The sequence below is a fragment of the Neorhizobium sp. AL 9.2.2 genome (assembly GCF_013317225.1).
GTDB classification, from domain to species: Bacteria; Pseudomonadota; Alphaproteobacteria; order Rhizobiales; family Rhizobiaceae; genus Neorhizobium; species Neorhizobium soli.
This window is the reverse complement of record NZ_JAALXU010000001.1, coordinates 961,289-982,362: the sequence shown is the minus strand read 5'-3', so window position 1 is coordinate 982,362 and position 21,074 is coordinate 961,289. Positions and strand designations below refer to the sequence as shown.

The following is a 21,074-nucleotide window of genomic DNA, read 5'->3' as shown; positions in this document are numbered from 1 at the left end:
CATGCCTTTGATCCCTCCAGGGGGTCGGCGTCAAGCGTTTCTCATCGGGCGATGGGGGAAATGGGGCAGGAACTTCCAGTGCAGGACCATCCGAAATCACCGGTTAAGCAAGAGCGCTCCGGCTCCTCGCGCAAGAAGCGCCACATCCTCCTGCGGATCGACAGCTGGATCGATTCCACTGTCTGGAACCTCGGTTTCCGGGCCGGCGAAGTCTGGGAAGAGATCACCATCTTCTTCCGGCGGTTCCGCGTTACAGGCTTGAAAAAGCTTGGTTTCGAGCTTGCCGGCGAGGCTATGACGCTCGGCACGGTCGGTTGCGTTGCGCTTCTGGCGCTTGCCCAGCCAGCCTTTGAAGAAACCAAGGAAGACTGGCGCAACCGGGGCGATTTCGCCGTCACCTTTCTCGACCGCTACGGCAACGTCATCGGCCATCGCGGCATCATCCATGAAGGCTCGGTTCCGATCGAGCAACTGCCCGACCACCTGATCAAGGCGGTGCTGGCGACCGAGGACCGCCGCTTCTTCGATCACTACGGGATCGACTTCATCGGCCTCGGCCGCGCGCTTTCCGAAAACGCCAAGGCCGGCGGCGTCGTCCAGGGCGGATCGACTCTCACCCAGCAGCTGGCGAAGAACCTGTTCCTCACCAACGAACGGTCGATCGAGCGCAAGATCAAGGAAGCGTTTCTGGCCATGTGGCTGGAGGCGAACCTTTCGAAGAAAGAGATCCTGTCGCTCTATCTGGACCGCGCCTATATGGGCGGCGGCACGTTCGGGGCAGCCGCGGCAAGCCAGTTCTATTTCGGCAAGAACATCACCGAAGTCAGCCTTGCGGAAAGCGCGATGCTGGCCGGCCTGTTCAAGGCACCGGCGAAATATGCGCCGCATGTGAACCTGCCGGCTGCGCGCGCCCGCGCCAACGACGTTCTGTCCAACCTTGTACAGTCAGGCCTGATGTCGGAGGGCCAGGTGATCGCGGCACGCCGCACGCCGGCAACCGCGATCGACCGCGCCGAGGTCAAGTCGCCAGACTATTTCCTCGACTGGGCTTTCGACGAGGTGCAGCGGCTGGCCAAGGCCGGCAAGATCCGCGAGCATTCGATGGTGGTCAGGACCACGATCGACATGGGCCTGCAGCAGGCAGCCGATGCCGCGATGGAAACCAGCCTTCGCGAATACGGCGACAGCTTCAAGGTGAAGCAGGGCGCCATGGTGATGATCGAAAACGGCGGCGGCGTGCGCGCCATGGTCGGCGGCCGCGACTATGGCGAAAGCCAGTTCAACCGTGCCACCAAGGCGCTGAGACAACCGGGCTCGTCGTTCAAGCTCTATACCTACTCCGCCGCGATGGAGCACGGCTACAAGCCGGAATCGGTGATCTCCGACGCTCCGATCACCTGGCGGGGCTGGTCGCCGCAGAATTACGGTCGCTCCTACAAGGGCAAGGTCACCCTGATGAGCGCCATGCAGCAATCGCTCAACACGGTGCCTGTCCGGCTTGCCAAGGATGTGCTCGGCACCGACGTCATCGTCAACACCGCAAAGGCTTTTGGTGTCGAGACGCCGCTCAGAAGCGACAAGACGATCCCGCTCGGAACGTCCGAGGTAACGGTACTCGACCAGGCCACCGCCTATGCGGTGATGCCGGCCGGCGGCGTGCAATCGCATCGCCACGGGATCGAGCAGGTTCTGGGCTACGGCGGCAACATTCTCTACGATTTCGGCCGCGACGAGGCGCCGGCGAAGCGGGTTCTGTCCGAACAGGCGACCTCATCGATGAACCGCATCCTGACGACGATCCCCTATCAGGGCACGGCGCGACGCGCGGCACTCGATGGCGGCATCGTCACCGGCGGCAAGACCGGCACTTCGCAGAGCTATCGCGACGCCTGGTTTATCGGCTTTACCGGCAATTACACGACGGCGGTGTGGTTCGGAAACGACGACTTCACCTCGATGAACAACATGACCGGCGGCTCGCTTCCGGCGATGACCTTCAAGGTGCTGATGGACTACGCCCATCAGGGGATCGAGCTGAAACCAATTCCCGGCATCGAAAACCCACTGCCGAACGGCGACCACAAGAGCGACAAGAAGAGCCAGGAAATTGCGAAAGCGAAGGAAGGCGAGAATGCCCTGCCGCCGCTGCAGAGACCGCGCTCGCTTTCGGCCGAAGCCACCAGAACGCTCAAGCAGATCGGCAAGGCGCTGTCCGAGGCTCCACCGCTTACAGCGGGCGGCCCCAAGGTCGCCGATGCCGGCAAGCCAGCTGTCGACGGACAGGCAACCTCTGTTCAGGGTGACAAGGTCCAGGGCGCCGCTACCCAAAGCGACAAGGCGTCGGTGCCGGAAGCCGGTCCCGTGACGGGCTCGATATCGACCCGGCATCAGCCGAAACAGTCGACGGCAAAGGTGACGCCGATCAATCTGGAAGTGCGGCGCTAGGTGGGTTGGCCTCAGACAGCGCGCGGAGTGATCCGCTCGAGCTCATCTCCGAGTTCGCGGCGGCGGCGAAGAAGCTCGTAATCAGCCTGCAGGCCGAGAAAGACGCCTTCCGACATGCCGAAATAGCGTGCCAGACGGAGATCCGTATCGGCTGTGATCGCGCGCTTGCCAAGCACGATCTCGTTGATGCGCCGGGGTGGAACGCCGACGGCACAGGCAAGCCCGTTCTGGCTAAGCTGCATCGGCTTTAAGAAATCCTCCAGAAGAATCTCGCCGGGATGCGGGTTCGGCAGCCATTCAGCATCAGCCTTGGTAATTGACGATTTCGACATGCTCGGGCCTCCATCAGTTCAGACGAAATCTATTCACTATTTCCGTTCGATGGGGATCGTTACTTCCATCTCGACACTGCAGGCCGGGCCGGATCGATCGGCATAGATTTCAATATGCCGCGCGAGGCCCTTCCCCCTTCCCGCCAAACAATGCTAACCCTTCGCGAACGCTCCAAAAAGACACAAAGCCAATCCCGTGTTCCGTATTCCCTTCCTCATCGCCGTTGCACTTGCCATCGCATTCGGCGGCGGGATCTGGTCGACCCGGCTGGCGCTTGATGCGACGACCGGGTTCGGGGTGCTCCGGATCGGGCCTTGGGAGGCGTTTCCGCAGGCGCAGACGGCCGATGCAGACCCTTATGCCAAATCGCACCGGGCCAATGCCGGCAAGCTTCTCTATGCCAGCGCCGAAGGCCTGACCTTTACCGCGACGACCGACATGACAGGCGAGCGGCTTGTGGCAAGCTGCTCCTACAGGATCCGGGGTCACACGCCGCAGGCACGGTTCTGGACGCTGTTTGCGCAGGCGCCCGGGGCTGCTTCACCCTTGCTGTCGTCGGATTTGCCGCAGGCGCTCAATTCGCGCATCACGCTGCGCCAGCCGAATGGCGAGTTCGAAATCACCGCATCGCCGACGGCCAAGTCCGGCAACTGGCTGGCTCTCACACAAAGCGGGGACTTCAGGCTCGTCCTCACCCTGTTCGACACGCCGACCGCGGGCAGTTCCGGACTGATCGACCTTGCCATGCCGCTCATTGAAAAGATCGGATGCGGCCCATGATCCGGCGGTTTTTCACAGGTCTGGCGTTTGCTGTCGCGGCAGGACTGGTCGGGGCAGCACTGCTGCATTTGATCATCGTGCTCGCACTGCCGCATTTTTCGGAAAACGATGCCTATACGCGGGTGCTGAAGGAAGGCGAAACGCAACGGTTCTACCGACTGACCGAAACGGCGGACCGGGCCGGTCTTTCCAAGGACGATCCGTTCGTGGAGACCGCGGTCTGCGGTTTTGACGTATCGGAAGGCCCGGTCAGGCTGACGGCTGAAAATACCGGCCTGCCGTTCTGGTCGCTCGGGATCTATGACGGGGCGTCCAACGAGGTGTTCAGCATCAACGACCGAACGTCGCCGGGCGGCATGCTGGATGTGGTGATCGCGACGCCGACGCAGATGACGATGCTGCGCAAAAGCCTGCCCACCGGGATCAGCCAGTCGATCCTTGTCGAGAGCCAGTCGGGCGAAGGCTATGCAGTGCTGCGGGCGCTGACGCCGCAGGCGAGTTTTTCCGAGGCAGCCACGCAGTTTCTGAAGAACGCGGATTGTGGCGCGTTCCAGTGGCGCGGCAGAAGCCGCTTCTAGGTCCGTTTCGTACCGGCCTACTCGGCGCGGACGGCGTGGTTTTCGGCCTTGCGGTCCATCCGGTCGTCGAAACGCTCGTAGCGCACGCCGGTAAACAGCACCACTTCGCCGGGATCGGCTTCGCCGATGCGGATCTGCGGCTTGCGGCCATGCTGGTCACGCCATTTGTTCAGTATCACGATCTCTGCCATGCTCGTCTCCGTGACTTTACGAATTCGAGACGGATGAAGACGAAGATATCTCACCCTGCCCTTTCGGGGCTGACGCGACCTGCCTGATACGGCAGGAACATCCGCGTCCTTCTCGTCAGAGCGCCCAATCGCGGCGCAGCGACATTACCTTAGAAAAGCGACCTCACGGTCGTTATGCGAGCCTTCGGGCCATCTACCCAGTCTTACGGGCTTTCAGGGTGCCCCGACGCTTATAAAACCGGATGCTACGGCCCGGTTACAGACCAATACAGCCAGACGTGGATTAACAGTGAGTTAATTCTAATATGGCAGTTGATATCGACGTATGCTGGTATCAGGCTGATGAACGCCAAAACGGCATCGTTGTTCACCGCGTCATTCAAACTTCACAGTCTTCGAACGGCACGATTTTGTCGTTTTCGAGCGGTCATCGGTGCGCCAAAACGAGCCGCTTTCACTGACCGTTAACCCTCAAAGCGTTAGCATCTGGTAAACCAAGGCGAAACCGACGGGCGCGGCGCGAGAGACAGCTGCATCCGGCGGAATATGCTCCGGGGAGTTCCCCAGGCACAGGTAGATGAGATGCACCGGGGCGCGTGTTTACCCCGGCGGCATCACGCGTTTCGGACATGTATTGCGTAGATGAGAGTTGCCCGTGACCAACGAGTTTCGAGACCTTGAGAGGCCACAAGCCATGCGAAAAAAGGATGTGGTGTTGATGGCCACCGTCACGAGCTTCGAAAGCCTGTCGCGTCCTTCCCGCTCCGAACTGAGACAGTTCGCCGAGCTGTTCGCACCGCTGTTTGCCGCCTCTTCGGAAGAAGCCCGCCGCGATGCGGTGGCAGCCCTTTCGCAATCACCCGCCATTCCGCCGGCCGTCGCCTTTTTCATCGGAAGCCAGCCGATCGCGGTCGCCGCACCCTTCCTGATTGCCTCGCCCTGCCTTTCCAACGATGCGCTGATCACCATCGCCCGCAGCCAGGGCGTCAACCACGCCCGCGCGATCGCCAAGCGCGAAAGCCTGTCGCCGATCGTCATCGATGCGCTGGTCGGCATGCGCTATGATACGATCGCAAGGCCGATCACCGAACGGCGCGAGCTTCCCGCTGCCGCGATCGAGGCCATGTCGACCGTGGTCGAATCCCCGGCAGACACGCCGGTCGAGACCGCAAAGGCCGAAGACGACTTTCTGCTGCCCGAGGAAGCCCGGGCTGCGCGCGAAGAGGAGCTGCGCCGCCGCATCAAGCTTCTGGCCGGCCATATGGAACGCCAGAGCGACGACCGGCAGGGTCTGCGGCAGCTCAGCGAAACGCATGCCGCCCTTCTGGTCCGATTTGCCCGTGCCCGCGAGGCGACGCTGTTTGCCGGCGTTCTGGCAGACGCGCTGTCGGCCAGCCGCTGGCTCGCACAACGGATCATGCTCGATATCTCCGGCCAGCAGCTGGCGACGACGCTCAAGGGTCTGTTCATGGACGAAGCGGAAGCCGTCTTCGTCCTGGAAAGGTTCTACGGTCACCTCGCACACGAACAGCTTGACGGTGCAAGCCGGGCAACGGCCATGTGGCTGGTTCTCGATATCGACGAATGTGGACGAAGGCTCGAAGCCTGGCGCCGGGCCGACGGCTATACCTATGCGGAGCGACCGGTTGCGCAACCCGTCGAGGCCCCTGCCCCCCACGCGACCGAAGAGGCCGAGCGGCCATTCCGTACATCGGCCAGCATGAGACGCGCCGGCCGCGGCCGGTAAGGCCTATCGAGCATCGGCGCTGACGACCTCGATCAGGTCGCCGATCTCGTCAACCTCGATCTCGACCACCCAGAGATCCGGATCGAAGCGCTTTTCGCGATCGATCGTCTCGCGCACCGTATCGGGCTCTGCCCGCACCAGACGCCGTTCGAACTTGCGCCCGCCATCGTCCTCGTCGTCAAAGAAGTTTTGCGGTGCCGGCGCATAAAGCGTTTCGGTGCCATCGCGAAATCGTTGGCGGATGAAGATGGCACCAGCCTCCTCGGCACCCTTTTTCTCGACCGCTGCGTAGTCGCCCATGGCAAAGACGCGGCGGGTCAGGGCGGAGACAAATATGTGGGTTTTAAGGCGCATTACAGCGTCATAGCGGCTGAGGACGGCATCGTTAAGCGAAAATAATCAAAAGAAAGTGAGGGTAAAGGCTTGGCAACCCTTTCCTTTCGGCACCGCTGTCATATTTCCCACCCCACTACCGCATTTTTGCCAAAAAGGAGTGGGCCTTGAGCGTTCTTATCAGCATTCTGATCACCTTCCTCGTGATCGTCCTCGTACTTTATCTTGTCGCGCGCCTGCCGCTCGAAGCACGGATCAAGCAGATCATCCAGGTTATCGTACTGATCATCGGCATCATCGCGCTGCTGAAGTATCTGGCCGTGTTCTAACAACCGACCCGGCGCGCTTGCGGCTTCAGGCTTAGAGCGCGCCGATCGCCTTCAGTTTCTTCAAAACCGCTTCGCTTGGTTCACCGGTCTCCGGCAACCGGTAATGCTTTTCGAAACGGCGTATCGCCGCCTTCGTCTGTGCACCGGCAACCCCATCCACTTCGACATCCGAATAGGCAATGTTCTGCAGCCCACGCTGGATCTGCAGCACGAGCTTCGGCGCCGGGATATCCGCCGTCATGACGGCGTTCGACTTCGCGACCGCAGGCGACGGACGCAATCCGCCAGTCGGAATATCCGCGGGCGGGATGCGGATCTGGCCCGACCGCGAACCTCCGGTTTCGGACGAGCGGATCGCCGCCGCCACCGGGTCTTCACTCTTCAGACTGATATTTTCGGCCGGCCGGTTCGCAGGCACCGTCTTCGGCTGCGCCATCGGCTTTGGCTGCACGCGGGCCGTCTCGTCAGCCGCGGGTTTTGCAACGCCCGATGGCTGGGGTACGGGGACATGCACGGCAGCGCTCGAGGGCGAGCCGGTCGAGGGCTTGCGTTCCGCCTTCAGCGCCGCCAGCAGATCGCTGCCGGCCTCTCCGGATTGCGGCAGCCCCATGCGCTGCTGATACAGCACGATGGCCGACTGGGTGCGCGGACCGGTAACGCCGTCATCGGCCCCGTCATAGAGACCGCGCTTCGTCAGCTCACGCTGGATTTCGGCAACCAGCTCACGATCCTGGTCGGAACCGGGGACCGGCGGTGCTGCGGTGATGAGCGTCGTGATCGGATCGACAGCGGGAGCCGGCATGGGTGCCGGCATTGGAGCCGGTTGGACAGCGGTCTGCTCGGCAGGCTGTTCGACCGGTTCGATGACGGGCTTGGCATCGCCGGACCGTTCGATGCGGAACGTGGTGACGTCTTCTGCCGGCATGCGCTTGTAGGGCCGGTAGCCGGCGATGGCGTTCGGGTCTTTCGGATCGCGTGTGGCAAGGAAGGGCGACGGATGTCCGCCCGGCTGGTACCAGAGCGCATTGGCGGCGACGAAACTGAACAGAACGACAAAGCCTGCCGCGCCCAACACAGGACGCGGATGGCGTGTCAGGACGCCGCCCACGACGCCACCAACAATTCCCCCCGTCGCGGTCACCGCGCGAAGGGCAAGCGCCGGCCGTTTTGCCGGTTTGCGCCTCTCAGGCGATTTTCGCTTTCGCGGGGCCATCGGTAAAATCCTCTTCGTCCATCATGGTCGTAAGTATTTCGGGAGCGATGTGGGCTTGCTGCCTATTCGTGCCTGGCTTGTTGGATATCATGAGGCGCGGCGGAAATTCCACCCTCTCCTCACCGTCATCCACGGCTGCGCCTTCGATGCCGGACCCATCGGCTGGCAGGGCGATCGTGACGACGGTACCCTCGCCGAGACGGCTTTCGATCGTGAAGCGGCCGCCGTGCAGGGCGATCAGGCCCTTGACCAGCGACAGGCCGAGGCCCGTGCCTTCATACTGGCGGCTCAAATCGTTTTCGATTTGCGTAAACGGCTGGCCAATCGTCGCAAGCTTGTCTGCGGCAATGCCGATACCGGTATCGCTGACCGTGATCACCAGCTTGCCGGCCACAACGGTGGCATCGATCGAGACGACGCCGCCAGCCGGCGTGAACTTGATGGCGTTGCCGGCAAGGTTGATCAGGACCTGCTGCAGCGCGCGACGGTCGGCCACCACTTCGGCAAGGTTACGATTGGTGCGCGCTGTCAGCGTGACGCCCTTTTCGCGAGCCGAGTGATCGAGCATCGCACGGCAGGCTTCGACCGCTTCGCTGATATGGAAGGGTTCGGCGAGCAGCTCGTAACGGCCGGCCTCGATCTTCGACATGTCGAGCATGGTGGTGACGACCGACAGGAGGTGGCCGCCCGACTGGCGGATGAGGCCGACATATTCACGCTGGCGGTCATTGGCGAGCTTGCCGAAATATTCGCCGGCCAGAACATCGGAAAAGCCGAGGATCGCATTGAGCGGGGTGCGCAGCTCGTGGCTGACGGCGGCGAGGAAGCGCGACTTCGCCTCATGGGCCGACTGCGCCTCGATCGTGCGATTTTCGGCTTCGACCCGCAGGCGCTCTTCGGCACTGCGATCGAGCGCCTGGACGAAGATCTGGACCAGATCGCCTTCGCCGTCGCGGATCGCCGACATGTCGAACGACATATGCAGGAACTGCCGGCCGCCGACGGCGCTGAAGGGACGTTCGACACGGATGTCGACGATTGCGTTGCGGCCACCCTGGCGCAGCGTATCGACGGCCTGAAGAAGCGCCAGGCGATCGGAAACATGGACGATTTCGGCCAGCATTTCGCCAAGGCCGGCTTTCAGCTTGTCCGGGAATGCGGCGTGGTCGCGACCGCCAAGCTTGACCACCCGTCCCTGCGGATCGACGATGAGGGCGAGGCCGGGGCAGGCATGAAAGGCGATATCATCGACGGCTGGCGCGTTGGCGACCGGCCGGGCGACATTGCGGGGCCATGCAAAGGCAAGCGCTGCGAGAATCAGAAAGAGCGCCGAAACGACGGTTGCGCCAAGCGGCAGAGCCAGTGCCGGCTTCATAAAGACGGAGAGAAGAGCCGGCACGGCGACGAAGGCGACGCCACCGCAAAAGGCAAGCCGGCGCAGCGACGCGACGGCCGCGGCAGAGACGGTTTCGCCCTCGCCGATGCGTCGCAGCCAACGGGATGCAGCCCCGTCAACCAGCAGAACCGCCCTCTCGGCAATGTCACTCAATACGCGCACGCAAAACCTACTCAGTCTCATATTCGAGGCTTCACAATAGGGCTCGTGCGCTTAAGGAAACTATAAAGACAGGCTTCCGCAGCCCCGTCCAGGGCCCCGTTTTCCGGCTTTGGCACACATCCACGGCTTGTTTTCTGATTGTGGTTAACAGGGCGTAAGCGTCGGAATTGGTTTGATTTTTCCTGATACATTAACCATTGGGGCAGATCGGCGGACCGACAACCCTTGGCGCGTGGGCGGGCCGCCCCATTTATGCTTAATCCGGTTTGTTAAAATTGTCCGGAAGCATCCGTCCACCCCGCCGCCCGAGCAAGGAAAGGTCGCATTTTAATCGAATTTGCCGAAAACCCGAGCGAACCCGTCAAAGCGATGTTCGCTCCCCGCGGCTAGATTGACGTCAAGACCGGAACAGGCAAGCCAGACGACTGGAGCTTAGCCGGCACGCCCGAAAACGGGCAAAACAGGTGGACCAAGACGATGTGGTTTCTGATCAAGGGAAGTGTGTTCTTCGCAGCCGTGCTGGTGGTGCTGTCCTATTTCAGCGCCGAGCCGGCCTCCGATGACGCCAACATTTCGCCGCTCCAGGTGGCCGATGCGGTGTCTGCCGCAAGCGGCGCCTATCAGTATATCAGTGCGATCTGCAGCGAACGTCCCGAAGTCTGCGAAAAGGGCGCCGACACGCTTGCCGTGCTTGGTGTCCGCGCCAAGGAAGGTGCCCGTGTCGCCTACGAGCTTCTCGACAAGCAGTTCGGCGACGGCCAGCCGAAGCTTGCCATGAAGGCCGACCCAGAAGCCACCCCGATGCCATCAGGTTCGCTTTCCGACATCAGCATCGAGACCCCCCGCGGCGAGCAGGTTGCGACCGGCACGATCCCCCGCAACATTCCGGTGCCGCTCAAGCGCCCGACGCTCTGACCGCTTCTTCAACGAATTTCAAAGCTTGCACCGGGTCTCGTGCCACGGTTCCCGGTGCCGGACTGCCTTAACTCTCATCAGCCTGTTGCTGACGCCGTGAGGACCAACATCCTCACGGTGATTTTTTTGCTTTAATCGAGGCTGTGACCGCCTATATGAAGGCGCAAACGGGACCGCACGCCATGGCCAGCATCGAACAGATCATCGACGATTTCGCCTATCTCGAAGAGTGGGAGGATCGCTATCGCTATGTGATCGAACTCGGCAAGGCCATGCCCGACCTTTCCGACGACAAGAAGACTGCGGAAAACAAGGTACAGGGCTGCGCCAGCCAGGTCTGGGTCGTCAGCCACGGCAGCGATGACAGCGCCGACCCCGTGATGACGTTCGAGGGCGACAGCGATGCGCATATCGTGCGCGGGCTCGTCGCGATCGTGCTGTCGGTCTATTCCGGCAAACATGCGTCTGAAATCGCCTCCACGGATGCCATCGAGGTGTTCGACAAGATTGGCCTTGTGGAGCATCTTTCGGCACAGCGCGCGAATGGCCTGCGCTCGATGGTCAAGCGCATCCGTCAGGAAGCGGTGATCATGCAGGCCGCCTGATCAAGACACGGATTTCCGGTATTAACCCTGTCGCACGATAGTAGTCCCGCTCACCCGGACGTGAAGGACTGCCGATCCTCGTTGTTATACTGATGCTCTACTCGCTTGTTTAAAAGCAACCACAGGGCAGCAGGATGCAGGACAAGGCAAACCGTATCGCATACCTGGACGGATGGCGCGGCATCGCGATCCTGTTCGTGATCGCCGACCATTTCTCAGGCGGGCTTCTGCCCTTCGGTTCACTCGGCGTCGAACTCTTCTTCGTCTTGAGCGGACGGCTGATGGCCGATATCCTGCTCGTCCGCAAGACCGACATTCCGACCTTCTTCCAGCGTCGGTTCTCCCGCATCTATCCGGCGCTCCTGGTGTTTGCCACGGCGATGCTCGCCGTCTCCGTCGTCGGCGGGCTTGCTGGCGCGCCGCCGCATCTCCTGCTGGAGCCTTCCGCCTATCTCGCGGCGATCACCTTCACCACGAACTATTACGAGGCCTGGACCCACACGTCGTCGGTGCTGGGGCATGTCTGGTCGCTGTCGGTCGAGGAACACAGTTATGTTCTGCTCGCCCTTCTCGTCGTCGTCGTCATCCGCAATGCGAGGGCTGCGGCTTTCGTCAGCCTGGCAATTGCCATCGCCGCAATGGCAAACGGTGCGATCCGCACCAGTCTTGCCGAACCGGGCGCCATGAGCGTGTACTGGCTGAGCGATGTGCGGATGGCCTCGATCTTTGCGTCGGTGGCGCTGTTCGTGCTCATCGACAAGGTTCGCGTCCCGGCTGCGGCTCCCATTGTCGCCGCGATCCTGGGTCTGTCGCTGTGGATCCTGCCGGCGCCGGATATGGCCCGCTATACGGTCGGGACGCTGCTTCTCGCCTTTGCCATCAACACGATCGATTTGGCGCCAAAGGCAGCGCTCGGCGCCCTGTCGTTCCAGCCGCTCGCCATGATCGGCATCTGGTCCTATTCGCTCTATCTGTGGAAGCAGCCCTTCTACAAGGTGGCCGAGATCGCTCCCTGGTGGGCGACGCCTATCCTTGTCGCCGCGATGTTTGTGGCAACGCTTGTGAGCTTCTACGGGGTGGAGCAGCCGGCCCGGAAATACATCAACGGCCTCAACCTGTTTCGCAGGCGCCAGGCCATAGCTGCGGTCTGACGTTGTCAGAGGATCGGCCGGTAATCGTCTGCTCCCCAACTGTGGCTGCGGCGGCGGGGATCCGGCCGCGGCGGATCGTAGTGCCGGCCGAGAGCAAGAAGTGCGGTGCGCAGCATCAGCTTGGCGGAGCGTGCCGGCCATTGCCGCTCCCGTTCGACCAGTTCCAGCCCTTTCGAAAAGCAGCAGACGTCGACGGCGACGCCCGACAGTTCCGGTCCCATCGCCTCCACGGCCGCACCAAACCGGCGTCGTGCGTCGATGGCGCTGCCGGCCACATCCGCCTGCCCGCCGCGGCCGCCATCAGCACGGCTGGACAGGCGCGGCTCCCACGAGGCGGTGATCTTGGGCTGCAGCTGACCGCGGGTGAAATCGGCAAGCAGCCGCTCACCCGCCTCGACGGCGGCTGATGGCAGGAAGGCCGACCCGTCCCTGTCCTTCAGCCTTGCGACAGTGCCGAGCGGCGATTCGGCGAGATTGCGCCGCACCGTCTGGCTAATGCCCTCCACCACCAACCCGACCCGTTCGATCTCGCCATGCTGAGCGGCAAACCCCTCTTCCTCCCGCTCCGCCACGGCCCGGCGCAGATAGGACATGGCCTCAGCCGACGCCGAAAGCCGGCCATCCTGCTGGACAGCAAGGCCCAGCGACACGGCCTGGTGCACGAGGTCGCGACCATGCGCCGTCTCGACATCCGAGATCAGGCCGTCGTTTTTCAAAAGCTGGCGCAGCAAGCGCACAAGACGCAGACGCTCTTTGCTCTTTTCATCCTTCATCGACCCGTCTCCTCTTTCAGCTTCAGCCCTCATCCGCTTCACCGAAGACGGAGGTGACCATCCGTTCGACGGCGGAAACGAAATCGTCAAAGGCCGGGTTGTCGCGGCGGTCCTCGACCAGATGGCAGGCATGGGCGACGGTTGATCGCTCCCGGCCGAAGCTTGTGGCGATGTCATCGACCGAGATCGACAGCGCCACGTGGCAGACATACATGGCGATCTGGCGGGAATGGGCGGCAAGCCTTCGGCGGTCGCGCCGGACCATGACCCGGTCTCCGAAGAGGAACACCATTTCCGAGACGAGCTGAAACACGATCAGGCATGTGGGTTTCGGCTTTCGACCGATTCGAAGCGTTACCCCGGAAGGCGCGGATGCGCCGGCGGCCATCCGTGCGGTGGAACGGCCGGAAACGCTGAGGCTGGGCGAAACGGGTATTGCCCCGGCGGACGGTTCGGCAGGCATGACAGCTCCTCCACTTCTAGGAATTAATTCACATACGGTAGCGGAGGAAGAGACGGATGGAAATACGAAATGCACCCTAGAGGCCGCCATCCGAGCTAAGCATCAGGAATCTAATTATGATTTTTTTCCTATCTCTAGACAACAAAAAACCGGGCGTGCGCCCGGTTCTCTTGATTGGCAGTGTTACTGCTGCCGTCTGTTAAAGGCCGTCTGTTAAAGGCTGATCAAGCCTTGGCGCGCTTGCGGCGCTGGCCGAGGCCCATTTCCTTTGCAAGACGCGAGCGGGCTTCCGCATAGGCGGGAGCGACCATCGGATAGTCGGACGGCAGGCCCCACTTTTCGCGGTATTCTTCCGGCGTCATGTTGTAATGGGTCATGAGGTGTCGCTTCAGCGACTTGAACTTCATGCCGTCTTCCAGGCAGATCAGGTAATCGTCCTCGATGGACTTCTTGATCGGGACCGGCGGCTTCGGCTTTTCAACCACGGCCACGACGGGCGTCGGCGATGCCGTGCCACTCAGTGCCGTATGAACGTCGGCAATCAGTCCTGAAAGGTCGCCGACCGGAACGACGTGGTTGCTCACATAGGCAGCCACGATATCTGCTGTCAGTTCCACCAGCAGGTCCGGGCCTTTGCCCAATGCGATTTCTGTCATTTTCGTCTCCTGTTCGTAATTCGCGGACGGTTGCGAGAGCCGACCAACACCCGCATCCTGCAGAACCACGATGGCATCCCACTGCCCGCACACTGTCCGAAGACTGAAACCTACCCCTAAGTCTCGCGCGCGAAGCCGATCATAAATACCACCGGACATTGTTTACTTCGGACAATTCCCGCATAGGCACACAATTCTGAGACGTATTGTGCGTTTTACACGAGAAATAATCCGCAAGAGAACAATTTCAGGGTTCTACTGCACCTGAATTAGCATCCGGACCCCCAAAATCCAACTGCGAAATCTAGTAATGCCGATCGAATTCTGATGGTAAAGCCGGGGGAAGACCTGATAACTGATAGTGTATCGAAAAAAGACGCCTTTATGACGGGCTTATAGCTCGAATTGCGGCCTCTATATTGATTCTTCGTGCGCTTTCATCTCATCGTGGAGCGAATGTTCGCTCATCGGATAGCCGGCGCGGCGGGCAGCGACGGCCAGAAGATGCGCCGAAACCGGGGCCGTCAGGACGAAGAACAGAAAGCCTGCAATTGCGCGGGCAAGGACCGGCAGATCCTCGGCATAGACCCCGACAGCGAGCAGCAGCAGACCCGAACCGACCGTGCCGGCCTTCGAGGCTGCGTGCATGCGGGTATAGAGATCCGGCAGCCGGTTGATGCCGATTGCGGCAATCAGCGAAAAGCAGGCGCCGGCAAGGACGAGGACGGAGACGACAAGCGAAACGACGAGATCCATCAGCGTTTCCTCCTTTGCACGCGTGTCTTGCCGGATGTCGCTGGATCTTTCGCGGCATCGGTGACGCGCGGCATGATGAAGCGGGCAAAGGCGACGGTCGACAGGAAGCCGACGAGGCCGAGCGCGATGGCGATATCGATATAGAGGTTGAAGCCGGTTCGGATGGCAATCAGCGCGATAAAGCCGATGACGATGCCGACCAGCATGTCGAGCGCAAGCACACGGTCCGGCAGCGTCGGTCCCGCCACCACCCGCCGGATGGTCAACAGGAACGCGACCGACAGGACCGCCATGGCAAGCCAGGTGGAGACAGACAGGATCGTCGCGGCCATTGACGGATCGGACACGGTCATTCGAATGCCTCCAGGATCTTGCGCTCGAAGCCATCCGCGATTTCCCGCTTGGTCGCGTCGATATCGGAGGCGTCAAGCGCGTGCACGAAGAGGAACTTGCGGTCGGCCGAGACATCCACCGACAGCGTGCCCGGCGTGAGCGTGATGAGGTTGGCAAGAAGCGTGATCTCGAAATCGCGGCTGACCGTCAACGGAAAGGAGAAAATTCCGGGTTTGACGTCGAGCCTCGGTCTCGTGACGAGGACCGCCACCTTCCAGGCCGACATCGCCAGTTCCCTGATAAACAGGACGAGGAGCGAGAGCATCCGGCCTATCCGCATCTTACGGCTGGCGCGGTCGATCTCGCCACGCACGACCCAGAGCGCGAGCGCTGCGACGGCAAAGCCGAACACAAGGTTGAGGATGGTGGCGCTGCCCGTGATCGCCACCCAGATGACGGCAAAGACGCAAGCGCGGATGAATGACGTCATCTTATGCCTCCCGACGGCAGGGCGTCCGGAAAGACCGAACGGATATAGGCGGACGGGCCGGCAAGTCCCTCGGCGGCCGATTGCGTCAGCGACAGAAGATGTTCCGGAAACAGGCCGAACCCGGCGGCCAGCAGAACGAGGGCGCACAGCGGCAGCGACAGCCGCCAGTCGCCGCGAACTGCAGTCTGTCGCTCAAGGCCGGCCGCGGATTCAGGCCCCTGCCGCCAGTAGGCGAGAAGCACGATCCGGCCAAGCGTGAGGGTGACGAGAAAGGAAGAGACGAGAATGGCGGCGGCAAGCCACCATGCGTTGATGTCCATCGCGGCTTTCAGAAGCATGATCTTCGGCCACAGACCCGACAGCGGCGGCAGGCCGGCGACGGCGAGGAACACGAGAAGCGACACCGCCGTGAAACCCGGCGACGACCGGTAGAGCCCGCCGAGCGTATGCAGCGACCAGCGGTTTGCTTGGTTTTCGTCCCCGGAAAGCAGGCTTGCGCGGCGGGCCGCCTCGCCGACCACGAGATAGAGCGCCGTCATCGCCACCATCGAATGCAGCGCATAAAAGATGGCGCCGGAAATGGCGGCCGGAGACCCGATCGCCACGCCCGCCAGCATGTTGCCGATGCCGGCGATGACAAGGTAGCCGGCAAGTTTGCGGATATCGCTCTGCGCCAGCGCACCCAGGGCACCCGTTATCAGTGTCAGAATGGCGAGTGTGGCAATGGCGGGGCTCAGCACCTCTCGCTCCACCGGCAGAAGCATGACCGTGACGCGGATCAGCGCGTAGATGCCCACCTTGGTGAGGAGCGCGCCGAACAGCGCCGACACGACGATGCGCGGCGTGTGATAGGAGGCGGGCAGCCAGAAGTTGAGCGGAAAGGCTGCCGCCTTCATGGCAAAGGCAAAGGTAAACAGCGCCGTCAGCGTGACGAGCGGTGCCGTGCCCGAGAGGTCGCCGGCCTTCAGCGCAATATCGGCCATGTTGAGCGTGCCGAACAGCGAATAAAGATACCCGACCGAGATCAGGAACAGCGTCGTGGCGATCAGGTTCAGGACCGCGTATTTGAGCGCGCCATCGATCTGTTCGGGTCGTGATCCCAGGATCAGAAGGCCGAACGAGGAAATCAGCAGGACCTCGAACCAGACATAGAGGTTGAAGATATCACCGGTGAGGAAGGCACCCGAGACGCCCGCCATCAGCAGCATCAGGAAGGGATAGAAACCGTAGCGTCGTCCGGAGCCATCGATATCCCTGAGCGCGAAGATGCCGGCGGCGAGTGCCACGAGCGAGGCCGTCAGTGCCATCGTGGCACCGAACAGATCGGCCGTGAAGGCGATGCCGAACGGTGGCAGCCAGCGGCCCATGACCATCGTCACCGGGCCGTTTTCGATCACCCGCAAAAGCAGGCTTCCATTGACGAGGACGAGCAGAAGCAGCGCTGCAATGGCGATCCCGCCGTGGAGGCGGACGGACTTGCGCACCATCAGGAGAATTGCGCCGGCGCCGATCATCAGCACGACGGGCAGGATCACCAGCCAGTCGCCGAGCGGCGGCGGGGTGAGGACCAGGGCGGCTGCGAGATCAACGGGGGATGTTGCGGGGGATGCCATCAAACGTCCTCAATATCCCATCGGCGGCGATGGTTCGTCGCGGGGTTCCGCCAGTCGCATCTCGTCGGAATTGTCGCTGCCGAGATCCTGAAAAGCGCGGTAGGTGAGCACGAGGAGAAAAGCGAAGAACGAAAACGAAATCACGATAGCCGTCAGGATCAGCGCCTGCGGCAGCGGGTTGGCGGCGGTATGGGACAGCGTGTCTGCGCCCGCCGGAATGATCGCCGGGACCGAACGCGTCAGGCCGCCGGCGGTAAACAGCAGCAGGTTGACGCCATTGCCGAGCAGCACGACGCCAAGGAGAATACGGACGGTGAATTTCGACAGCATGAGATAGATCGCGGCCGAAAAGAAGAGGCCGATCAGGATCGCGAGCGGCGTTTCCATCAGCGTTTTCCTCCCGATTTGCGGCGCTTCTTCTTCGTTACCGGATCTGGCGCGCCCTCCCTTGCGGAGGCAGCCGCTTCGGCGCGCCGCGACGTCGTGCCGCGCAATGCCGGAGCGGGAAACTCAGGACCGGGTTCCTGTTCCAGCGCCAGCACGATCGAGGTGATGGCGCCGAGCACGACGAGGTAAACGCCGAGATCGAAGGATATGACCGTCGACAGCGGAATGTCCGTGCCGAACAGGCTCGGCGTGATCCACAGCCCGGTCATGAAGGGCACGCCGGCAAAGATCGACACGAGGCCCGACAGCATGGCGATCAGAAGGCCCGCCCCGGCGATTGCCATCGGATGAAAGCGCAAGGCCCGGCGCACCGCACCGGTGCCGAATGCAATCCCGTAGATCGCCAGACCCGACACAGCGATCAGACCTCCAATAAATCCGCCGCCCGGCTCGTTATGGCCGCGCAACAGAACAAAGACCGAAAAGAGCAGCGTCAGTGCAGTGACGACCGGGGCGACGGTGCGAAGAATGATGGTGTTCATGGCAGGGCCACCTGTTCGAAGCTTTCTGTCACCCGCCGCTCGTTCCTGTGGTTCAGCCTTGCCGTATTCCCGTGGCCCAGCCGTCCAGCACGACTGCGTTCCACCCTGCCAGCGCGACGTTGCTCCACACTCCCCTCATTCCTGTGCCTGTCACAGGAAGCCAGCGCACCCAAGTCCTTGGGTGCGGGAGAGGTGGTCGCGCGAGACGCGTCATTCACGGCGCGGACGCGCCGCGGCTGGGTTCCTGTGACAAGCACAGGAATGAGGGACGTTGGGGGAAGCGTCCGGGCTTTGATCATCGGTCTGGTCTCCCGGTCGATGGTTTGGCCTGCGGGGCTTTGGTGGTCGGGGCTTTGGCCGCTGTCTTTCCGTTGGGGATAGCTGTCGCCGTCCGTTTCGCGCCCCCTGCCCCAAGTTCCGTCTTCGTCCCGGCCCGGACCCGGACGAGCGCCAGAACCGCGAGCCCGGTGATCATGACGACGGCGATTTCGCCCAGCGTGTCGACGCCGCGGAAGTCGACGATGATGACGTTCACGACGTTGGCACCGTGGGCGATGACCTTGGAATAGGCGTTGAAGAAGTCCGTCAGCGCGTTGTCGAACGGCGTCTCCACGGATTTGAGCAGCAGCAGCGTAAAGCCGGTGCCGCAGGCGAGCGCGATCGTGCCGTCGAACAGGCGCTGGAGGAGCGGCCGGTGATCGGAAGGCGTCAGACGGAGGCGCGTCATGACCAGCGCCAGAATGACGACCGAGAGCGTTTCGACCATGAACTGGGTGAACGACAGATCCGGCGCGCCAAACAGGAGGAAGAGAACGGCGATGGCAAAGCCCTGGATGCCGAGCGCGACGATTGCCGTCAGCCGGTCGGCCGCGCGCAGCACCGCCGCAACACCGATCACGGCAATGCCGAGAAACACCCATTCGTGCAGGGCAACGGTCTGCGGGAACGCCGGCATGGCAGGGAATTCGTTGAACAGGAAGGGCGGCACCAGCAGGGTAAGCGCCAAAAGGATGAAGGTGGCGGTGACATAGATTTCCAGCCGGCCGGGCTGGAGAATGCGGGTCAAGACGACTGACAGGCGGATGAGGCCTTGAACCGCATGGTCGAAACCGCGATCGGGCCCGGGACCGAGCGCATCGAACAGTCTTCGCATCAACCCGCGTGCCGTCTCCAACTGCCACAGGACCAGACCCGCAAGAATCAGGGTGAGGACCGAGAGGAGAAGCGGCAGACCGAGATGCGGCACGGTGGAGATGTCGATGACCGTGTTTTCATGCAGCACGGCGCTTGCCATGGGTGTTGAAAAATACTGGTGCGCGGTGCCCGAGAAAACGCCCGCTAAAAGTCCGAGCAGCGCGAGAACGACGGGGCCGAGCCACAGGCCCCATGGCCCTTCATGGACGGGCCCAAGATCCGGGCGGTTTGGACCGAGAAAAGGTTTGAAACCGATCGCCAGCGCCAGCGCTCCCATCAGCGCGTTGCCGATGACGGCGAGGCAGAGAAAGAAGATCGCTCGCGGATTGCCGTCGACGAGCGCCAGATAGATCTCTTCCTTGGCGAGAAATCCGAAGAACAGCGGCAGGCCGGCCATGGAGAGGGCCGCAAGCGCTGCCGCTGCAAAGGTAACGGGCATCGCCTTGCGCAGGCCGCCCAGTTTCGAGATCTCGCGCGTGCCCGTCTCGTGGTCGATGGCGCCGGCCACCATGAACAGCGCGCCTTTGAACAGCGAATGGGCGATGAGATAAAGCACCGCGGCCTCGATCGCATGGTCGGAGCCGAACCCGGTCAGCATCACCATGAGGCCGAGCGAGGCCATCGTCGTATAGGCGAGCATCATCTTGAGGTCGGTCTGCCTCAACCCGAGAAGCGCGCCGGAGATCAGCGTGATGCCGCCGAAGAAGGGAAGCAGGATTTCCCAGGCGGGCGTATCGCCGAGAACCGGCTGCAGCCGCATCAGGAGATAGACGCCGGCCTTTACCATGGTTGCGGAATGCAGGTAGGCCGAGACGGGCGTCGGCGCCTGCATGGCGTTGGGCAGCCAGAAATGGAACGGAAACTGAGCCGACTTGGTAAAGCAGCCGGCGAGAACCAGAAGAAGAATGGCGAAATACTGGGGGCTGGCGCTGAGCGGTAGGCCCGAATGCAGAAGCAGCGACAGCTGGGTGATGCCGGTGACGTTCCAGAGGAGAACAAGGCCGGCAAGAAGCGCCAACCCGCCGCCGCCGGTGACGACCAGCGCCTGCAGCGCAGCCCTTCGTGCCTCTGCCCGGTCGTGATCGAAGCCGATCAGCAGGAAGGAGGCGATCGAGGTCAGTTCCCAATAGACGAACAGCATGAGAAAACTGTCGGAGACGACCAATCCCAGCATGGCACCCATAAAGAACAGGATGAAGGCGAGGAAGCGGCCCTGCTGTGGGTGGCCCTTCATGTAGGCGCCAGAATACAGCACGATCAGCGTGCCGATGCCGGTGATCAGCAGCGCGAAGGTGAGCGACAGGCCGTCGAGAAACCAGGAGAAGGACAGGTTGAAACTCGGCACCCAGACATAGCCGCCCGTGGCAGATTCTCCGGCGGCAATTTCCGGAAGGAAGCTCAGGAAATGAAGGCAGGCCAAGGCGGGTGCAAGTGCGAGAACAAGCGCTGCGCGATGGCCCATCAGGCGCGAGAGCATGGGGGCAAGAAGTGCTGCAAGAAACGGCAGCATGAGTGCCGCGAAGGTCAATGCCGGCGTGGTGGCGGCCATGGTCCCCTCCCGTTGAGTATCCTCGCAAATCCCTGCCGAGCGGCAGCGCCCCACGGTTTCTAAGGGAAACCCGTCTGTCCCTCAAGCATTGACGGGCAAGAAACACGGCACCGTGACCTTTATCGACAGGCTGAACGCAC

The 21,074-nt window shown here is 62.1% G+C and carries 21 protein-coding genes and 2 pseudogenes; 8 read left to right on the top strand and 15 right to left on the bottom strand.

What is annotated here, in order from left to right:
* Positions 1-51: 51 nt before the first annotated feature.
* Positions 52-2,259, top strand: a pseudogene (locus tag G6K99_RS04685) (transglycosylase domain-containing protein); the annotation flags it as partial.
* 197 nt (positions 2,260-2,456) lie between these two features.
* Here the strand turns inward: G6K99_RS04685 and G6K99_RS04680 are convergent.
* A complete protein-coding gene (locus tag G6K99_RS04680) occupies positions 2,457-2,777 on the bottom strand; it encodes a HigA family addiction module antitoxin (RefSeq protein ID WP_092661661.1) in 321 nt (106 codons plus the stop codon).
* 196 nt (positions 2,778-2,973) lie between these two features.
* Between G6K99_RS04680 and G6K99_RS04675 the strand changes: the two genes are divergently transcribed.
* Positions 2,974-3,558, top strand: a complete 585-nt coding sequence (locus tag G6K99_RS04675) for a DUF1214 domain-containing protein (protein ID WP_174195851.1) — start codon at positions 2,974-2,976, stop codon at positions 3,556-3,558.
* Entirely contained in the window at positions 3,555-4,136 is a 582-nt protein-coding gene (locus G6K99_RS04670) for a DUF1254 domain-containing protein (RefSeq protein ID WP_174195850.1), read from the top strand. The genes G6K99_RS04675 and G6K99_RS04670 overlap by 4 nt, the downstream gene beginning before the upstream one ends.
* Positions 4,137-4,153: 17 nt before the next feature.
* Here the strand turns inward: G6K99_RS04670 and G6K99_RS04665 are convergent, their stop codons facing one another.
* On the bottom strand, positions 4,154-4,327 hold the full coding sequence (locus tag G6K99_RS04665; protein ID WP_156461810.1) for a hypothetical protein: 174 nt from the start codon (positions 4,325-4,327) through the stop codon (positions 4,154-4,156).
* 655 nt (positions 4,328-4,982) lie between these two features.
* Between G6K99_RS04665 and G6K99_RS04660 the strand changes: the two genes are divergently transcribed.
* Positions 4,983-6,074, top strand: coding sequence for a DUF2336 domain-containing protein (locus tag G6K99_RS04660; RefSeq protein ID WP_174195849.1), 1,092 nt, complete (start codon positions 4,983-4,985; stop codon positions 6,072-6,074).
* 3 nt (positions 6,075-6,077) lie between these two features.
* On the opposite strand, the gene G6K99_RS04655 is transcribed toward G6K99_RS04660, so the two are convergent.
* Positions 6,078-6,428, bottom strand: a complete 351-nt coding sequence (locus tag G6K99_RS04655) for a DUF1491 family protein (RefSeq protein WP_092661659.1) — start codon at positions 6,426-6,428, stop codon at positions 6,078-6,080.
* Between the two features lie 146 nt (positions 6,429-6,574).
* Between G6K99_RS04655 and G6K99_RS04650 the strand changes: the two genes are divergently transcribed.
* The gene (locus G6K99_RS04650; protein WP_092662461.1) at positions 6,575-6,736 is read left to right on the top strand and encodes a Thivi_2564 family membrane protein; all 162 of its coding nucleotides are present in this window, start codon (positions 6,575-6,577) and stop codon (positions 6,734-6,736) included.
* Positions 6,737-6,767: 31 nt separating this feature from the next.
* Here the strand turns inward: G6K99_RS04650 and G6K99_RS04645 are convergent, their stop codons facing one another.
* Positions 6,768-7,949, bottom strand: coding sequence for a peptidoglycan-binding domain-containing protein (locus G6K99_RS04645; RefSeq protein ID WP_174195848.1), 1,182 nt, complete (start codon positions 7,947-7,949; stop codon positions 6,768-6,770).
* Positions 7,921-9,528: a HAMP domain-containing sensor histidine kinase gene (locus G6K99_RS04640; protein WP_162237973.1), complete on the bottom strand. Its 1,608-nt coding sequence runs from the start codon at positions 9,526-9,528 to the stop codon at positions 7,921-7,923. Before G6K99_RS04640 ends, G6K99_RS04645 begins: the two co-directional genes overlap by 29 nt.
* A 456-nt stretch (positions 9,529-9,984) precedes the next feature.
* Between G6K99_RS04640 and G6K99_RS04635 the strand changes: the two genes are divergently transcribed.
* The 3 genes from G6K99_RS04635 to G6K99_RS04625 all read left to right on the top strand — a co-directional run bounded on the left by G6K99_RS04635 (position 9,985) and on the right by G6K99_RS04625 (position 12,178).
* Complete coding sequence (locus G6K99_RS04635) at positions 9,985-10,422, top strand: DUF5330 domain-containing protein (protein WP_092661655.1); 438 nt, start codon at positions 9,985-9,987, stop codon at positions 10,420-10,422.
* Positions 10,423-10,604: 182 nt separating this feature from the next.
* Positions 10,605-11,027 carry a SufE family protein gene (locus G6K99_RS04630; protein ID WP_062453480.1) on the top strand — a complete coding sequence of 141 codons (423 nt, stop codon included), beginning with the start codon at positions 10,605-10,607 and terminating at the stop codon, positions 11,025-11,027.
* Between the two features lie 134 nt (positions 11,028-11,161).
* Positions 11,162-12,178 carry an acyltransferase gene (locus G6K99_RS04625; protein ID WP_174195847.1) on the top strand — a complete coding sequence of 339 codons (1,017 nt, stop codon included), beginning with the start codon at positions 11,162-11,164 and terminating at the stop codon, positions 12,176-12,178.
* Positions 12,179-12,183: 5 nt separating this feature from the next.
* Here G6K99_RS04625 and G6K99_RS04620 read toward each other — a convergent pair whose 3' ends face one another.
* The 10 genes and pseudogenes from G6K99_RS04620 to G6K99_RS04575 all read right to left on the bottom strand — a co-directional run bounded on the left by G6K99_RS04620 (position 12,184) and on the right by G6K99_RS04575 (position 20,934).
* Positions 12,184-12,951 carry a DUF6456 domain-containing protein gene (locus G6K99_RS04620; protein ID WP_174195846.1) on the bottom strand — a complete coding sequence of 256 codons (768 nt, stop codon included), beginning with the start codon at positions 12,949-12,951 and terminating at the stop codon, positions 12,184-12,186.
* Positions 12,952-12,973: 22 nt separating this feature from the next.
* The gene (locus G6K99_RS23245; protein WP_244631355.1) at positions 12,974-13,414 is read right to left on the bottom strand and encodes a helix-turn-helix domain-containing protein; all 441 of its coding nucleotides are present in this window, start codon (positions 13,412-13,414) and stop codon (positions 12,974-12,976) included.
* 224 nt (positions 13,415-13,638) lie between these two features.
* On the bottom strand, positions 13,639-14,070 hold the full coding sequence (locus G6K99_RS04610) for a MucR family transcriptional regulator (protein ID WP_062453483.1): 432 nt from the start codon (positions 14,068-14,070) through the stop codon (positions 13,639-13,641).
* A gap of 414 nt (positions 14,071-14,484) precedes the next feature.
* Complete coding sequence (gene mnhG, locus G6K99_RS04605) at positions 14,485-14,829, bottom strand: monovalent cation/H(+) antiporter subunit G (RefSeq protein ID WP_244474029.1); 345 nt, start codon at positions 14,827-14,829, stop codon at positions 14,485-14,487.
* The gene (locus G6K99_RS04600; RefSeq protein WP_062454780.1) at positions 14,826-15,158 is read right to left on the bottom strand and encodes a cation:proton antiporter; all 333 of its coding nucleotides are present in this window, start codon (positions 15,156-15,158) and stop codon (positions 14,826-14,828) included. Before G6K99_RS04600 ends, mnhG begins: the two co-directional genes overlap by 4 nt.
* A gap of 17 nt (positions 15,159-15,175) precedes the next feature.
* A complete protein-coding gene (locus G6K99_RS04595) occupies positions 15,176-15,649 on the bottom strand; it encodes a Na+/H+ antiporter subunit E (RefSeq protein ID WP_174195845.1) in 474 nt (157 codons plus the stop codon).
* Positions 15,646-17,262 carry a Na+/H+ antiporter subunit D gene (locus tag G6K99_RS04590; RefSeq protein ID WP_174195844.1) on the bottom strand — a complete coding sequence of 539 codons (1,617 nt, stop codon included), beginning with the start codon at positions 17,260-17,262 and terminating at the stop codon, positions 15,646-15,648. The genes G6K99_RS04595 and G6K99_RS04590 overlap by 4 nt, the downstream gene beginning before the upstream one ends.
* 9 nt (positions 17,263-17,271) lie before the next feature.
* Positions 17,272-17,649, bottom strand: coding sequence for a Na+/H+ antiporter subunit C (locus G6K99_RS04585; protein ID WP_062453487.1), 378 nt, complete (start codon positions 17,647-17,649; stop codon positions 17,272-17,274).
* Between the two features lie 134 nt (positions 17,650-17,783).
* Positions 17,784-18,191 (bottom strand): annotated as a pseudogene (locus tag G6K99_RS04580) (Na+/H+ antiporter subunit B); the annotation flags it as partial.
* Positions 18,192-18,486: 295 nt separating this feature from the next.
* Positions 18,487-20,934: a putative monovalent cation/H+ antiporter subunit A gene (locus G6K99_RS04575; protein ID WP_174195842.1), complete on the bottom strand. Its 2,448-nt coding sequence runs from the start codon at positions 20,932-20,934 to the stop codon at positions 18,487-18,489.
* Positions 20,935-21,074: the final 140 nt, after the last annotated feature.

Excerpts from the sequence above, each read along its gene's own strand:
- G6K99_RS04630 (WP_062453480.1), top strand. The coding sequence starts at position 10,605 with ATGGCCAGCATCGAACAGATCATCGACGATTTCGCCTATCTCGAAGAG.
- G6K99_RS04620 (WP_174195846.1), bottom strand. The coding sequence starts at position 12,951 with ATGAAGGATGAAAAGAGCAAAGAGCGTCTGCGTCTTGTGCGCTTGCTG.
- G6K99_RS04575 (WP_174195842.1), bottom strand. The coding sequence starts at position 20,934 with ATGGCCGCCACCACGCCGGCATTGACCTTCGCGGCACTCATGCTGCCG.
- G6K99_RS04610 (WP_062453483.1), bottom strand. The coding sequence starts at position 14,070 with ATGACAGAAATCGCATTGGGCAAAGGCCCGGACCTGCTGGTGGAACTG.
- G6K99_RS04655 (WP_092661659.1), bottom strand. The coding sequence starts at position 6,428 with ATGCGCCTTAAAACCCACATATTTGTCTCCGCCCTGACCCGCCGCGTC.
- G6K99_RS04665 (WP_156461810.1), bottom strand. The coding sequence starts at position 4,327 with ATGGCAGAGATCGTGATACTGAACAAATGGCGTGACCAGCATGGCCGC.
- G6K99_RS04635 (WP_092661655.1), top strand. The coding sequence starts at position 9,985 with ATGTGGTTTCTGATCAAGGGAAGTGTGTTCTTCGCAGCCGTGCTGGTG.
- G6K99_RS04600 (WP_062454780.1), bottom strand. The coding sequence starts at position 15,158 with ATGGCCGCGACGATCCTGTCTGTCTCCACCTGGCTTGCCATGGCGGTC.
- G6K99_RS23245 (WP_244631355.1), bottom strand. The coding sequence starts at position 13,414 with ATGCCTGCCGAACCGTCCGCCGGGGCAATACCCGTTTCGCCCAGCCTC.
- G6K99_RS04590 (WP_174195844.1), bottom strand. The coding sequence starts at position 17,262 with ATGGCATCCCCCGCAACATCCCCCGTTGATCTCGCAGCCGCCCTGGTC.
- G6K99_RS04625 (WP_174195847.1), top strand. The coding sequence starts at position 11,162 with ATGCAGGACAAGGCAAACCGTATCGCATACCTGGACGGATGGCGCGGC.
- G6K99_RS04640 (WP_162237973.1), bottom strand. The coding sequence starts at position 9,528 with ATGAGACTGAGTAGGTTTTGCGTGCGCGTATTGAGTGACATTGCCGAG.
- G6K99_RS04670 (WP_174195850.1), top strand. The coding sequence starts at position 3,555 with ATGATCCGGCGGTTTTTCACAGGTCTGGCGTTTGCTGTCGCGGCAGGA.
- G6K99_RS04595 (WP_174195845.1), bottom strand. The coding sequence starts at position 15,649 with ATGACGTCATTCATCCGCGCTTGCGTCTTTGCCGTCATCTGGGTGGCG.
- G6K99_RS04645 (WP_174195848.1), bottom strand. The coding sequence starts at position 7,949 with ATGGCCCCGCGAAAGCGAAAATCGCCTGAGAGGCGCAAACCGGCAAAA.
- G6K99_RS04585 (WP_062453487.1), bottom strand. The coding sequence starts at position 17,649 with ATGGAAACGCCGCTCGCGATCCTGATCGGCCTCTTCTTTTCGGCCGCG.
- G6K99_RS04680 (WP_092661661.1), bottom strand. The coding sequence starts at position 2,777 with ATGTCGAAATCGTCAATTACCAAGGCTGATGCTGAATGGCTGCCGAAC.